The following is a 15,292-nucleotide window of genomic DNA, read 5'->3' on the forward strand; positions in this document are numbered from 1 at the left end:
ACCCCGGGTCGGGAATGGCGTCCCGGTCGCATACGTTCCCTCTTCGGACGACCTCTTCCCCGAGCCACCGAAGGAGCGCGCGAGACATGCAGGGCACTGTGACGATGTACAGCACCACATGGTGCGGTTACTGCCAGCGGCTGAAGAAGCAGCTGGACCGCGAGGGCATCGCGTACACCGAGATCAACATCGAGCAGGACCCGGAGTCCGCGGCGTTCGTGGAGAAGGCGAACGGCGGGAACCAGACGGTTCCCACCGTGCTGTTCGCCGACGGTTCGACGCTCACGAACCCGTCGCTGGCGCAGGTGAAGCAGAAGGTCGGCGCGTAAGCACCGCGGTCATGGAGGCGGTTCCTGAGGCAGCTCAGGAACCGCCTTTTCGTGGTGTGTTCCACACGGCCGTGCGGCGCCGGGCGCGTGATGTCAGACGAAGCTCCTCGTCGGCAACGGCTTGCCGTACCAGAGCTCGATCAGACGGGCCGCGATCGAGATGCCGTACGGCGGCAGGACCTCGCCGGACTCGAAGGCGGCCTGGAGTTCGTCGCGGGAGAACCAGCGGGCCTCGTGGATCTCGTCGCCGTCGACGTTGATGTCGGTGGACGTGGCGCGGGCCATGAAACCGAGCATGAGGCTGGAGGGGAACGGCCAGGGCTGGCTGGCGACGTACTCGACCGGGCCGACGGTGATGCCGGCCTCCTCGAAGACCTCGCGCCGCACCGACTGCTCGATGGACTCGCCCGGTTCGACGAAACCGGCCAGCGTCGAGAAGCGGCCCTCCGGCCAGTGCACCTGGCGGCCGAGCAGGATGCGGTCCTCGTCGTCCGTGACGGCCATGATCACGGCCGGGTCGGTGCGCGGGTAGTGCTCGGCGCCGCAGGCGGGGCAGCGGCGGATGTGGCCGGCCGCGGCGATGACGGTCCGCTCGCCGCAGCGGGAGCAGTAACGGTGGGTGCGCTGCCAGTTCTCCAGTCCGACCGCGTGCACCATCAGGCCCGCCTCGCGGGCGGACAGCAGCAGGCCTGCCTCGCGCAGACCGGCGGGACGCGCGGACTGGTCGATGCGGCCCGGCAGGGAGTCCTTCTGGAGGGCGAAGTAGCGGACGCCGTCCTCGTCGATGCCGAGGAAGTAGCGGTGCGCCTCGGTGAGGGGGGCTTCGAAGGACGGGGTCATGACGAGTTCGGTACGGCCGTCCGGTGTCTCGTCTATGAGGACCTGACCGCCGGAGACCACGAAGCAGCGGGTCGTGGGGTGGCTCCACGCCGCCGCGAGCCAGGCCTCGTCGAGCCGGTGGTGCGCGGCGCGGTCGATGCCGCTGGGTGCGGTGAGCGAGACGGGACGGTCGGCGGTGTGGTCGGTCCAGGTGGTCACGGGTGCTTCCAACTCCCCCGGTGCAGCGGATTGTTTCGGCGGGCGGTGCGGCGGGACGTACGGCGTGGGGCGACCGGGTCCGGCGGGGCTTCGCGGTGCGGGGCCCTTTCAGTGTGCCCCGCGCGCTGCCGTCCGGGCGGCGCCGGAGGGTCAGGGCGCATGGCTCCAGTGCTCGGCGAGATCACCCCACAGGTAAGCGGCGGTCTCGACGCCCTTGAGCAGCAGGTCGAGCTCGACCTTCTCGTTCGGCGCGTGCCAGCCGTCGGAGGGGACGGAGATGCCGAGGAAGAGCACGGGTGCGCCGAGGACTTCCTGGAGGTCGGCGGCGGGACCCGAGCCGCCTTCGCGTGTGAAGCGGACCGGCTTGCCGAAGGCCCGGCCCATGGCCCGTACGACGGACTGCAGGGCCGGGTGGTCCAGCGGGGTCAGGCACGGGCGCGTGGCGGCGGCGAAGGTGATCTCCTGGCGGATCCCGGCGGGTACCTGTTCGGCTGCCCAGGCGCGGACGATCTTCTCGATGTGGCCGGGGTCCTGGCCCGCGACCAGCCGGAAGGAGAGCTTGACCATGGCGGAGGACGGGACGATCGTCTTGCTGCCGGGGCCTTGGTAGCCGCCGCCGATGCCGTTGACCTCGGCGGTGGGGCGGGCCCAGACGCGCTCCAGGGTGGTGTGGCCGCTCTCGCCGTGGGTGGCGTGCGACTTGGCGGTGCGCAGCCACTGCTCCTCGTCGAAGGGCAGCTCGGCGAAGAGTTCGCTTTCGCGGTCGGTCAGTTCGACGATGCCGTCGTAGAAGCCGGGTACCGCCACGCGCGCGTGCTCGTCGTGCAGGGCGGCGACCAGGCGGGCGGCGGCCGTGGCCGGGTTGGGGACGGCGCCGCCGAAGGAGCCGGAGTGGATGTCCTGGTCGGGACCGTGGAGCCGGATCTCGCACTCGGCGAGGCCACGCATGCCGGTGCACACGGTAGGAGTGTCCTCGGACCACATGCCGGTGTCGGAGACGATCACGGTGTCGGCGGCGAGCCGGTGTGCGCGCTCCTCGACCAGCGCGCGGAAGTGCGGGGAGCCGGACTCCTCCTCACCCTCGACGAGCAGCTTCAGGTGCACCGCAGGGGCGGAGCGGCCGGTGGTGGCGAGGTGGGCGCGGACGCCGAGGGTGTGGAAGAAGACCTGGCCCTTGTCGTCGGCCGCCCCGCGCGCGTAGAGACGGTTGTCGCGGACGACCGGCTCGAAGGGGTCGCTGTCCCAGCCGTCCTCGCGGGCGGCGGGCTGGACGTCGTGGTGGCCGTAGACGAGGACCGTGGGCGCCGCGGGGTCGTCGGCGGGCCACTCGGCGAAGACGGCCGGCGCGCCCGGGGTCTCCCAGACCTCGGCCGTGGGGAAGCCGGTCTCCCTGAGCTTGGCGGCGAGCCAGTCGGCGCTGCGGCGTACATCGGGTCCGTGGTCGGGCTGGGCCGAGACGGACGGGATGCGCAGCCATTCAGCGAGGTCGTCGAGGAAGGCGGCGCGGTGCTGCTCGATGTAGGTACGGACAGCGCTGACGACACTGTCAACGGGATGGCTCATGGTCATGAGCCTATCGGCCCGCACCGACATCCTCATTGGGCGGTTCCTCACAGTTCGCCGGCACGGAACCGTTCGACCGCCCTCCCGGTTCCTGGGTGAGCAGCCGCTCCAGGGCGGTCCGGTCCGGCAGGTTCGTGGGGCGTACGACGTCTCCGGTCCGGACGTACAGGAACGTCGCCGTGACGGATTCCACAGGGACGCCCTGCCGCTCGGCCCAGGCCAGCCGGTACACGGCGAGCTGGAGGGGATCGGCGGTGCGGGTGCGGCCGGTCTTCCAGTCGACGATCTCGTACGTCGTGGTGTCCCCGTCGCTCTGCCGGTACACGGCGTCGATGCGGCCCCGGACCACACGGCCCGCGATGGCGAGCTGGAAGGGCGTCTCCAGGCAGTAGGGGGTGCGGTGGGCGTACTCGGTGCGCTCGAAGGCGTCCTTGAGGGCTTCCAGGTCGCGTTCGTCGGCGATCTCGGCGTCGCTGCCGGGCAGGTCCTCCGGTTCCAGCATCGGCAGGGTCAGGGCTTCGAAGCGGGCCTCGACCCAGGCGTGGAAGCGGGTGCCCTGACGTGCGGCGGGTTGCGGAGGGCGCGGCATGGGGCGCGCGAGCTCCTGCGCGAGCCCGTCGGGGTCGGCGGCCAGGCGGAGCACCTGGGACGCGGTCAGCGACGCGGGCAGGGGGACGTCGGTGACGGCTTCCCGCGCGCGCAGGAGTTCGCCGGTGAGGGCGTCGAGGTCGCGGTCCCAGGAGGCGATGGCGCGGGCTTCCTCGGGGCTGAGGGTTGCCCGTTCCGCGGGGTGGGGGCGTGCCCGAGTGGTGGGGGGCTCAGGAGCGGTGGCCTGGTGCGGGACGGCCGGGCGGTCCGTCGTGAAGGTGTCCCAGTCCTCGTCCTCGGAGACATCCGCCCCGACGCTCCCGTCCTCGAAGGGCGGCTCTTCGCCGTTCGGGGGCTCTTCGCCGTACTGCGGCTCGTCGTCGGGCGGCGGGGGCCAGTCCGGGTCGTCGTAGGTGTCCGGGTCGTGTACGGCCGAGGGGTGGGCGTCCGTGTGGGCGGCGAGGTCCTCCAGGTGGTCCAGGACCGTCCGGGCGGCCGCCCGACGTCGGGCCAGGGCCCTGTCGTCCAGGGGGAGGGGCCAGATCTGGTCCTCGGTCCGGCTGTGCAGCGCGGGGTTCTCCTCGTCCTCGGCGGGCTCGTCGGCCCACGCCTCGATCTCGCCGTGACCGGCCGCGCAGTGGTCGTGCAGGGCCTGGAGGAAGTCGGACGGTCCTCGGGGCTTCTTCTGTGTGGGCCCCCACCAGTGGCCGGAGCCGAGCAGGAGGGAGCGGGGCCGGGTGAAGGTGACGTAGCCGAGGCGGAGTTCCTCGGTGTGCTGGTGGTCCTTCATGGCCTCGTGGAAGGCCTTCATGCCCCGCGCGTCCCAGGAGGTGATGTCGGGGAGGGTCTCGGTGTCGCCGCGCAGTGCGTGCGGCAGCACCTTGCCCTGGGCGGTCCACTTCTCGCGGCCCTGGCTGCTCGGGAACGTCCCGGTGACCAGGCCGGGGACGGCGACGACGTCCCACTCCAGCCCCTTGGACTTGTGCGCGGTGAGCACCTTGACGGTGTTCTCGCCGCCCGGGAGGGCGTTGTCGAGGCCCTTCTCGTACTGGGCGGCGGTGCGCAGGAAGCCGAGGAAGGCCAGGAGGCTCGCCTCGTTGTCCCCGGCCGCGAACGAGGCGGCGATGTCGAGGAAGTTGGACAGGGTCTCGCGGCGGCGGGCGGCCAACGCGTGCGGGGACGCCGACAGTTCGACCTCCAGGCCGGTGACGGCGAGGACGCGGTGCAGGACGTCCATCAGGGGGTCGGCGAGCGAGCGGCGAAGGTCGCGCAGTTCGGCGGCCAGGCGCGCGAACCGCACGCGCGCGTCCGGCGAGAAGGGCAGCCCGTCGTCGTCCTCGTCGCCGCTGTAGAGGGGTGTCTCCAGGAAGGTCTCCAGGGCGTCGGCGAGCGAGATCACCTCGGCGGGGTCGACCCCCTCGACGGCCGCGGCGAGCCGGCGGTCGGGGTCGTCGTCGCCGTCCACGCGCGCGTGGGACACCAGACGCCGGGCGCGCCTTCCGAGGAGGGCGAGGTCGCGGGGGCCGATGCGCCAGCGCGGGCCGGTCAGCAGGCGGACCAGGGCGGCGTTGGCGCCGGGGTCCTGGAGGACCTCGCAGACGGCGACCAGGTCGGCGACCTCGGGCAGGTGCAGCAGGCCCGAGAGGCCGACGACCTCCACCGGGACGTCCCGCTCGACGAGGGCGCCCTGGATCTCGGCGAAGTCGGTCGCCGTGCGGCACAGGACGGCGATCTCGCCGGGCGCCTTCCCGGTCCGTACGAGATGGGCGATGGAGTCCGCGAGCCAGTCGATCTCCTCGGCGTGGGTGGGCAGGAGGGCGCAGCGCACCATGCCGTCGCGCTCGGCACCGGGGGCCGGGCGGAGGGCTTCCACGCCCGCGTGCATGGCGCGCAGGGGTTCGGCGAGGTCGTTGGCGAGGTCGAGGAGGCGGCCGCCGCTGCGGCGGTTCTCGCTGAGCGACTGGCGGGTGGCGGGGCGTCCGTCGGGGTGGGCGAAGTGCTGGGGGAAGTCGTCGAGGTTGGCGACGGAGGCTCCGCGCCAGCCGTAGATGGCCTGGCAGGGGTCGCCCACGGCGGTGACCGGGTGGCCGGTGCCCTCGCCGAACAGGCCCGCCAGCAGGACGCGCTGGGCGACCGAGGTGTCCTGGTACTCGTCCAGCAGCACCACCCTGAACTCGTCGCGCAGGACGCGGCCCACCTCAGGGATGCCCGCGAGGCGGGCGGACAGGGCGATCTGGTCTCCGAAGTCGAGCAGGTCGCGTTCGCGTTTGGCGGCGCGGTAGCGGACGACCAACTCGGCGAGTTCACGGCGGGCGGCGGCCGTCTCGGGGACCTTGCGCAGGGCGTCGTTGGTGAGCTTGGCGCCCTGAAGGGTCAGCAGGAGCTCGGCGTCGTGGGCCCGCACCTGTTCGGGGCGGACCAGGTGCTCGGCGAGTTCGGCGTCGAGGGTGAGCAGATCGCTGACCAGATCGGCGAAGGAGCGGGTCAGGGCCGGGTAGGGGCCGGGGGCCTCGCGCAGCACCCGCGCGGCGAGCTGGTAGCGGGTGGCGTCGGCGAGCAGCCTGGAGGTCGGCTCCAGGCCGATGCGCAGGCCGTGGTCGGTCAGCAGGCGGCCCGCGAAGGCGTGGTAGGTGGAGATGACGGGTTCGCCCGGCGGGTTGTCCGGGTCGATGACGTCGGGGTCGGTGACGCCCGCTTTGACGAGTGCCTTGCGGACGCGCTCGGCGAGTTCACCGGCGGCCTTGTTGGTGAAGGTGAGGCCGAGGACCTGTTCGGGGGCGACCTGTCCGGTGCCGACCAGCCAGACCACGCGGGCCGCCATCACCGTCGTCTTGCCCGAGCCGGCACCGGCCACGATCACCTGCGGGGCGGGCGGCGCGGTGATGCAGGCCGTCTGCTCCGGGGTGAACGGGATGCCGAGGAGCTCCTTGAGCTGATCGGGATCGGTGATACGGGCGGGCATGTCGCAGAGGCTAGCGGCGCGCACTGACAGCGGAGGACGAATCGCCCTTCGGGCCAGAAGATGCGCAGGTCAGCACGTGTGGTGCGACTGATCACACCGGCATGCTCACCTCACTCCACGACGTGCCGTCCCTCCGGCCGGGCGCTGCACGAGGCCCGGAACGCGCAGTGGGTGCAGTGCTGGCCGGCGTTCGGCGTGAACCGTTCGTCGAGGACCTTGCCGGCCGCCGTGGCGAGCAGGTCGCCGACCCACTCCCCCTGCAGCGGCTCCTGTGCCTGCACCTTGGGCAGTGTCTCGCCGCCGTCCCGCTTGGGGGCGCCCTGGCGCAGTTGGACGAGTTCGGCGCCGCCCGGCTCGGGCCGTACGCCGTCGAAGGCCTCGTCGACGGCGCCCTCGCGGACGGCGAGCTGGTAGACGGCCAGCTGGGGGTGGTGTTCGACCTCGGCGGAACTCACGGGCTGCTTGCCGGTCTTGAAGTCGACGACGTACGCGCGCCCCTCGGCGTCGGCCTCGACCCGGTCCATCTGGCCGCGGATGCGCACCTCGACCTCGCCCGCCTCCAGGGTGACGTCGAAGTCGTGCTCGCTGGCCACCGGCGTGCGGCCGGTGCGGTCCATGACGTGCCACTTCAGGAAGCGTTCGAGCGCCACGCGCGCGTTCTCCTTCTCCTGCGCCGACTTCCAGGGCGCGTCGAAAGCGAGCGCGTTCCACACGGAGTCGAGGCGCTCCATGAGGACGGCGAGGTCCGCGGGGGTGTGCCCGGAGGCGACCTCGTCGGCGAGGACGTGCACGACGTTGCCGAAGCCCTGGGCGACCGTCGCGGGGGCGTCGGCCTTCACCTCGCGGCCCAGGAACCACTGCAGGGCGCAGGTGTTGGCAAGCTGGTCGAGGGCGCTGCCGGAGAGCACGACGGGCTGGTCGCGGTTGCGCAGCGGCACCTTGGACTCGGTCGGCTCGAACATGCCCCACCAGCGGTAGGGGTGGGCCGAGGGGACGAGCGGGCGGCCGTCCTCGTCGGCGAGGGCGGCGAGCCGGGCCAGGCGGCGGGCGGCGGCCTCCCTCAGGGTGTCGGAGACGCGCGGGTCGACGGTGGTGGCGCGGAGTTCGGCGACCAGGGCGGCGACCGACAGGGGGCGGCGCGGGCGGCCGGTCACGTCCTTGGGTTCGACGCCGAGTTCGGTCAGGAAGCGGGAGGGCTGGTCACCGTCGTCGGCCGGCGCCTTCACCGCCGTGACGACGAGTCGCTCACGCGCGCGCGTGGCGGCCACGTAGAACAGGCGGCGCTCCTCGGCGAGCAGGGCGCCAGGGGTGAGCGGTTCGGCGAGGCCGTCGCGACCGATGCGGTCGGCCTCCAGGAGGGAGCCGCGGCGGCGCAGATCCGGCCACAGGCCCTCCTGGACGCCCGCGACGACCACCAGCCGCCACTCCAGGCCCTTGGAGCGGTGCGCGGTCATCAGGCGGACGGCGTCGGGGCGGACGGCACGCCGGGTGAGGGTGTCGGCGGCGATGTCCTCGGCGTCGATCTCCTCCAGGAAGTTCAGGGCGCCGCGTCCTCCGGTGCGCTCCTCCGCGCGCGCGGCGGTCGCGAACAGGGCGCACACGGCGTCGAGATCCCGGTCCGCGTTGCGCCCCGCGGCACCGCCGCGCCGGGCGGCCCGCTCCAGACGCCCCGGCCAGGGCGTGCCCTCCCACAGGTCCCACAGCGCCTCTTCGGCGCTGCCGCCGTTCGCGAGCCGCTCACGCGCCTTGCCGAGCAGCGCGCCGAGCCGCTGGGCACCGCGCGCGTACGCGGGGTCGTGCACGGCCAGACGTTCGGGCTCGGCAAGCGCCCGCGCGAGCAGCACGTCGGAGGGCGGCGGCAGGGCGTTGCCCGCGGCCCGCTCCTCGTCCCGCAGGGCACGGCCGAGGCGGCGCAGGTCGGCGGCGTCCATACCGGCGAGGGGGGAGGCCAGGAGGGTGAGGGCGGTCTCGGTGTCGAGCCAGCAGTCCTCCACCGACGGCGCCCCTGAGTCCGCCGGCGACTCCTCGGGAGCGGTCTCGTCGTCCGGCGACGGTTGGGCGGACGCGGCTTCCTCGACCGGTGGCCGCGGCCCCGGTGGCCGCGGCCCAGAAGCGGCCTCCTCGGCCGACGGCCCCGTCATCGAGGCAGCTTCCTCGTCCGACGACCGTTCCTCAGAAGCAGCGCCCTGGTCAGAAGCAGCGCTTTCGTCGGGCCGTACCTCTTCAGGCCGTACGCCACTCTCGGCGGCCTCCGCCGTAGCCACCGCCCTGAGGGCCGTCAGCAGCGGTGCCACCGCCGGTTCGTGCCGCAGCGGCAGGTCGTCGCCGTCGATGTCCAGGGGTACGCCCGCCGCGGTGAGCGCGCGGCGCACCGTCGGGATCGTGCGCGAGCCCGCGCGGACCAGGACCGCCATCTCGCCCCAGGCCACGCCGTCCTCCAGGTGTGCCCTGCGCAGGATGTCCGCGATGTTGTCCAGCTCTGTGCCCGGGGTCGGGTAGGTGAAGACCTCGACGCGACCGCCCTCGCGGACCGGGGCGAGCTCGCGGTGGGCGCGGACCTTCTCCGCCGGCAGCCGGGTCAGGGGCATGCGCTGGGTCACCAGGCGGGTCGCGGCCAGCAGGCCGGCGCCGGAGCGGCGGGAGGTGCGCAGGACCTCGACGGGAGCGGCCCGGCCGTCCGCGCGCGGGAAGGCGTACGGGAAGTCGAGGATGCCGTTGACGTCCGCGCCGCGGAACGCGTAGATCGACTGGTCGGGGTCGCCGAAGGCGACGAGGGTGCGGCCACCCCCGGCCAGGGCGTGCAGCAGCCGTACCTGGGCCGGGTCGGTGTCCTGGTACTCGTCGACGAACACGGCGTCGTACTGGGCGGCGAGTCGCTCGGCGACCTCGGGGCGGCGGGCGAGGAGCACCGCGCGGTGCACGAGTTCGGCGTAGTCGAGGACGCCCTGGAGGTCGAGGACGTCGAGGTACTCGGCGAGGAAGGCGGCCGCGGCCCGCCAGTCGGGGCGGCCGATGCGGCGGGCGAAGGCGTCCAAGGCGCCGGGGCCGAGGCCCAGTTCGCGGCTGCGGGCGAGGACCGCGCGGACCTCGTCGGCGAAGCCGCGGGTGGTCAGGCAGGCGCGCAGGTCGTCGGGCCAGCGCACGTGCGCGAGGCCGAGCCGCTCCAGGTCGGGCTGGCCGGCGAGCAGTTCACGTACGGTCACGTCCTGCTCGGGTCCCGACAGCAGCCGCAGCGGCTCCACGAACAGCTCACTGTCCTGGTGGGCGCGGACCAGGGCGTAGCAGAACGAGTGGAAGGTCGTCGCCTGCGGGGCGCGCGCCGCTCCTATGCGCAGCGCCATGCGGTCGCGTAGTTCGACGGCCGCCTTGCGGCTGAACGTCAGCACGAGCACGCGCGCGGGGTCCCCTCCACGGGCGATTCGTGAGGCCACCGACTCGACGAGCGTGGTGGTCTTTCCGGTGCCGGGACCTGCGAGAACGAGCAAAGGGCCGCTTCCGTGCTCAACCACGGCGCGTTGTGCGGCGTCCAGACGAGGGGGATCCACGCGGGCCGGTGGGGTACGTACCAGTCGGTAAGCGCCACGGTTCCCCTGGCGCACCTGGGAGTGCGACAGACGCCTGGTGGAGGAAGAGGAGCTCACGTGGTTCGCCGGTCCTGGTGGGTGTGCTGTTGGGCGGCCCGCCGCGCGTGGAGGGCGGTGGACGGGGGGTGAGGGGGACGCGTGCAGCCGACGCTACGCCGACGCCGAGTGCGGAAGCAGGGCTTCCGCTTCTTCCCGCACGACCCATGCGGCCCACGCGACCCGTACGTCCCTCACCCCACGAACGTACGGCATGCCACAGACGTGCCGTCTTTCCCCCGTACGGGCCTCCGGGTACTCCCGGGCCCGCGGGATGGCGGAAGCTGTCAGGTGTGACCCTCCGCACGGCCGCCGCCGTCCCAGCGTGCGCGTCTCATGTCGAGACGCGGCAGATGGCCCTCGGCGGCCCTGCTCGCCTCTTTCAGGGGCGTGCCCTCGGCGCGGTACCGGTCGAGCGCCCGCAGTTCGTGCCCCGGGAGCAGGACGCCGTCCGCGCGGACCACACGCCACCAGGGAACGGACCCGCCGTACAGGGCCATGACCCGGCCGACCTGGCGGGGGCCGCCCTCCTCCAGCCACTCGGCGACGTCGCCGTACGTCATGACGCGCCCGGGCGGAATGCGTTCGGCCACGTCGAGGACCCGCTCGGCGTAGTCCGGCAGCGCGTCCGCGTACTCCGGGTGGGCGTCCTGAGGAAGGCTCTGCTCGCTCATCCGCCCCATCCTGCACCACCCCACCGACAATGTGACGGGCTCGCGACCGTGCGTATCCCTCGCCCGAGGACAGCGCTTCCGGCAGACTGTGCGCCCCGCATGTGCACCCTGACACCCCGGTGTGTCGGTGGGGCATGCCACCATCGTGCGGGCGGTGACTGGTGATACGAGATCAAGAAGAGACGATGAAGCCACAGGGTGTGCACCCGGAGGGCGCCGAGAGCACCTCTGACGCTTCGTCGCGCCCCGACACCGCCGACGCCGAGGAAGTGCACGCCGACGCGGTCGAGAGCGACGAACCGCTGCTCCCCGCGCGCGTGCACCGGCCCTCCGATCTGATGCGGTTGCTGGTCGGTGTGCTGGCCGTCGTGGTGCTGCTCGCGGTCGCCGCGTTCGCGCACGGCACCACGTCGGGACTCGAGCAGGACATCAACAAGGGCACCGGACAGGCGCCCGACCTGCTCATCAAGATCGCCGGTCTCGTCTCCAGCATCGCGATCCTCCTGGTCCCGGTCGCGTTCGCGATCGAGCGGCTGATCAAACGCGACGGACTGCGGATCGCCGACGGCGTGCTCGCCGCGGTCCTCGCCCACGGTGTGACGCTCGCCACCGACCTGTGGGTCGCCAAGGGCGCCCCCGGCTCGATCCAGGAAGCGCTTACCCAGCCCTCCCCCGGCGACGTCCACGCCCTCACCGACCCCGTGCACGGCTATCTGGCGCCCGTCATCGCCTATATGACGGCCGTCGGCATGTCCCGCAGGCCGCGCTGGCGGGCGGTGCTGTGGATCGTGCTGATGCTCGACGCGTTCTCGATGCTCGTCACCGGCTACACCACACCGTTCTCGATCATCCTGACGGTGCTGATCGGCTGGACGGTCGCCTACGGGACGCTGTACGCGGTCGGCTCGCCCAATGTCCGGCCCACCGGGCGGACACTGATCGCGGGCCTGCGGACCGTCGGCTTCCACCCGGTCAGCGCGGCCCGCGAGGAGGCGTCGGAGACCGCGGAGAACAGCGACCGCGGCCGGCGCTACTTCGTCACCCTGGAGGACGGCCCGCCGCTGGACGTGACGGTGGTCGACCGGGAGCAGCAGGCGCAGGGCTTCTTCTACCGCGTGTGGCGCAACCTCACCCTGCGCGGCTTCGCCACCCGCAGCAGCCTCCAGTCGCTCAGACAGGCGCTGGAGCAGGAGGCACTGCTCGCCTACGCGGCGATCGCGGCCGGCGCCAACGCACCCAAGCTGATCGCCACCTCCGAACTCGGCCCCGACGCCGTGATGCTCGTCTACGAGCACACCGGCGGGCGCACCCTCGAATCGCTGGCCGAGGACGAGATCACCGACGAACTGCTGCGCAACACCTGGCGCCAGGTGCAGGCGCTGCAGTCACGGCGCATCGCGCACCGCAGGCTCGCGGGTGACGCGATCTTGGTGGATCGTTCCGGCGCGGTGATCCTCACCGATCTGCGCGGCGGTGAGATCGCGGCCAGCACCCTGCTGCTGCGCATGGACGTCGCCCAGCTGGTGACGACCCTGGGGCTGCTGGCGGGCGCGGAACGCGCGGTGGCCTCGGCGGTCAGCGTCCTCGGCCCCGACACCGTGGCCGACTGTCTGCCGATGCTCCAGCCGATCGCACTGACGCGCTCCACGCGCGCGACGCTGCGCAGACTGGCCCGGGAACGGGCCCAGCGCGAGCGTGAGGCCGTCCTGGAGGCGTCCCAGCAGGCCAAGCAGGCCCATCTGGACGAGGCGCCGGAGCACGCCAGGCCCGTACTCGAAAAGCCCGACAAGAAGACCGTCAAGGCGGAGGCGCGGGCGGAGAAGCGCGCCATCGACGAAGCCATCGAAGAGTCGCGCGAAGAGGACCTGCTGACGCAGATCCGCCACCAGGTGCTGCTGATCAGGCCGCAGGCGCCGGTCGAACCGGCCCGCCTGGAGCGGGTGAAGCCGCGCACGCTGATCAGCTTCATCGCGGGTGCCATCGGCGCGTACTTCCTGCTGACGCAGCTGACCCACATCGAGTTCGGGCCGCTCATCGAGAACGCCGAGTGGGGCTGGGTCGCCGCGGCCGTGCTGTTCTCGGCGTGCAGTTACTTCGCCGCCGCCATGGCGTTGCTGGGCTTCGTGCCGGAGCGGGTGGGATTCCTGCGGACGGTGGCGGCCCAGGTCGCCGGTTCGTTCGTGAAGATCGTCGCCCCGGCCGCGGTGGGCGGTGTGGCGCTCAACACGCGCTTCCTGCAACGCCAGGGGGTGCGGCCGGGGCTCGCGGTGGCGAGTGTCGGCGCCTCGCAGTTGTTCGGGCTCGGCTGCCACATCCTGATGCTGCTGTCCTTCGGTTACCTGACCGGTACCGAGAAGACACCGTCGCTGTCGCCGTCGCGAACGGTCATCGCGGGTCTGCTGACGGTGGCGGTGCTCGTCCTCGTGGTCACCTCGGTGCCGTTCCTCAGGAAGTTCGTCGTCACGCGCGTGAGGTCGCTGTTCGCGGGTGTCGTGCCGCGCATGCTGGACGTGCTCCAGCGACCGCAGAAGCTGATCACCGGCATCGGCGGCATGCTGCTGCTGACGGCCTGCTTCGTGATGTGCCTGGACGCCTCCATCCGCGCCTTCGGCAGCGAGGGCACCTCGCTCAGCATCGCCAGCGTCGCGGTCGTCTTCCTCGCCGGCAACGCGCTCGGTTCCGCGGCCCCGACACCGGGCGGTGTGGGCGCGGTGGAGGCCACCTTGACGGTCGGTCTGATCGCCGTGGGGCTCCCCAAGGAGGTCGCCGCACCGGCCGTTCTGCTGTTCCGCCTGCTGACGCTGTGGCTGCCGGTGCTGCCGGGCTGGCTGGCCTTCAACCAGTTGTCCCGGAAGGGCGCCCTGTAGCCCGCGCGGCCCTGGTGGGACAGATACCTCTTACGGCTCGCGCCCCGAGCGTCCTCCCGCGCGCGAGCGCAGGATGGGTTCATGCCGAATCCCCCTCGACTGCGCGCCACCGCCCTGGCCGCCACCGCCCTTCTGCTGGCCGCCACACTGGCGGGCTGCGGCGACGACTCCCAGGACGAGGACCTGTCGGCCCAGAAGCTGAACTGGAAGGACTGCCCGGCTCCCTCCCGGGCCGAGGGCGGGGGCGACGCCCCCTCACCGCTGCCGGGCGGCGCCGAGTGGCAGTGCGCCACCCTCAAGGCACCTCTCGACTGGGCCAAGCCCAAGGGCGACAGGATCGACATCGCGCTGATCCGGGCCAAGGCCAGTGGCGCCGAAGGCAAGCGCATCGGCTCGCTCGTCTTCAACTTCGGCGGCCCCGGCGGCTCCGGAGTCACCACGCTGCCCGCCTTCGGCTCGGACCACGCGAAGCTGCGCACCCGCTACGACCTGGTGAGCTTCGACCCGCGCGGGGTCGGCCGCAGCGCCCCGGTGGAATGCCTGAACGACCCGCAGCTCGACGCGTACTTCGAGCAGGACGCGACCCCGGACGACGCCGCCGAACGCGCCACACTGCTGGACAACACCAAGGAGTTCAACGCGGCCTGCGAGGAGAACTCCAAGAAGATGCTGCCGCATGTGCGCACGACCGACGCCGCCCGCGACATGGACCTGATGCGCCAGGTCCTCGGCGACGACAAGCTGTACTACTTCGGCATCTCGTACGGCACCGAACTCGGCGGGGTCTACGCCCACCTGTTCCCGAAGCACGTGGGGCGCGCTGTCTTCGACGCGGTCGTCGACCCGACGCAAAGCAGCGAGCAGGGTTCGCTCGGACAGGCCGAAGGCTTCCAGCTCGCGCTCGACAACTTCGCCGAGGACTGCACGTCACAGCCCACGGACTGCCCCGTGGGCGACACCGCTCAGGACGTCAGGAACCGCATCGCGAAACTCCTGGCCGACCTCGACCGGAACCCGCTCCCTGGCATCGGGCAGCGGGTGCTGACCCAGACCGCGGCGACCAACGGCATCGCCCAAGCCCTGTACTCGAAGGACTTCTGGGAGTACCTGACCGAGGGCCTTGAGCAGGCGTACGAGGGTGACGGCAGGGTCCTCATGCTGTTGTCCGACTCGATGAACGGGCGCAGCGAGAACGGCGAGTACAGCAACATCGCCGCGGCCAACATCTCCATCAACTGCGCCGACGACAAACCCAGGTACACCGCCGCCGAGGTCGAGGGGAAGCTGCCCGCGTTCCGTGCCGCGTCACCGCTGTTCGGTGACTTCATGGCCTGGTCGATGGTGACCTGCACCGACTGGGCCGTGGCGGGGGCCGCCGACCATCCCGACGTGAGCGCCACCGGCTCGGCGCCGATCCTGGTCGTGGGCAACACCGGGGACCCGGCGACGCCGTACGAGGGTGCCCGCAAGATGGTGCAGGCACTCGGTGAGGGCGTCGGCGTCGAACTGACGTACAAGGGGCAGGGGCACGGGTCGTACGACAGCAGGAACAAGTGCGTCCAGGACGCCGTGAACGGCTATCTCCTCACCGGGAAGGTACCGGCGGCCGGGACCGTCTGCTCGTAGCGCACGCCCGGCTCCGCCTCCACGA

The 15,292-nt window shown here is 72.2% G+C and carries 8 protein-coding genes; 3 read left to right on the forward strand and 5 right to left on the reverse strand.

Annotated features, from left to right (window positions below):
* Window positions 1-86 precede the first annotated feature (86 nt).
* Window positions 87-329 (forward strand): mycoredoxin, encoded by a 243-nt coding sequence (locus D1369_RS13655; RefSeq protein ID WP_007384560.1) that lies wholly within the window; start codon window positions 87-89, stop codon window positions 327-329.
* Between the two features lie 93 nt (window positions 330-422).
* On the opposite strand, the gene nudC is transcribed toward D1369_RS13655, so the two are convergent.
* From nudC to D1369_RS13680, 5 genes are all read right to left on the reverse strand, one after another.
* Window positions 423-1,367 (reverse strand): NAD(+) diphosphatase, encoded by a 945-nt coding sequence (nudC, locus tag D1369_RS13660; RefSeq protein WP_037901372.1) that lies wholly within the window; start codon window positions 1,365-1,367, stop codon window positions 423-425.
* Between the two features lie 150 nt (window positions 1,368-1,517).
* Complete coding sequence (locus D1369_RS13665; RefSeq protein ID WP_037903631.1) at window positions 1,518-2,930, reverse strand: dipeptidase; 1,413 nt, start codon at window positions 2,928-2,930, stop codon at window positions 1,518-1,520.
* Between the two features lie 10 nt (window positions 2,931-2,940).
* Window positions 2,941-6,480 carry an ATP-dependent DNA helicase gene (locus D1369_RS13670; protein WP_118082463.1) on the reverse strand — a complete coding sequence of 1,180 codons (3,540 nt, stop codon included), beginning with the start codon at window positions 6,478-6,480 and terminating at the stop codon, window positions 2,941-2,943.
* Window positions 6,481-6,590: 110 nt separating this feature from the next.
* Window positions 6,591-10,121, reverse strand: a complete 3,531-nt coding sequence (locus D1369_RS13675; RefSeq protein ID WP_082319455.1) for an ATP-dependent DNA helicase — start codon at window positions 10,119-10,121, stop codon at window positions 6,591-6,593.
* 266 nt (window positions 10,122-10,387) lie between these two features.
* The gene (locus D1369_RS13680; RefSeq protein ID WP_037901367.1) at window positions 10,388-10,774 is read right to left on the reverse strand and encodes an MGMT family protein; all 387 of its coding nucleotides are present in this window, start codon (window positions 10,772-10,774) and stop codon (window positions 10,388-10,390) included.
* Between the two features lie 185 nt (window positions 10,775-10,959).
* Between D1369_RS13680 and D1369_RS13685 the strand changes: the two genes are divergently transcribed.
* The gene (locus D1369_RS13685; RefSeq protein WP_037901365.1) at window positions 10,960-13,641 is read left to right on the forward strand and encodes a lysylphosphatidylglycerol synthase transmembrane domain-containing protein; all 2,682 of its coding nucleotides are present in this window, start codon (window positions 10,960-10,962) and stop codon (window positions 13,639-13,641) included.
* 81 nt (window positions 13,642-13,722) lie between these two features.
* Window positions 13,723-15,267 carry an alpha/beta hydrolase gene (locus tag D1369_RS13690; RefSeq protein WP_007384552.1) on the forward strand — a complete coding sequence of 515 codons (1,545 nt, stop codon included), beginning with the start codon at window positions 13,723-13,725 and terminating at the stop codon, window positions 15,265-15,267.
* Window positions 15,268-15,292 lie beyond the last annotated feature (25 nt).

This window comes from Streptomyces sp. CC0208, assembly GCF_003443735.1.
GTDB lineage: Bacteria > Actinomycetota > Actinomycetes > Streptomycetales > Streptomycetaceae > Streptomyces > Streptomyces sviceus.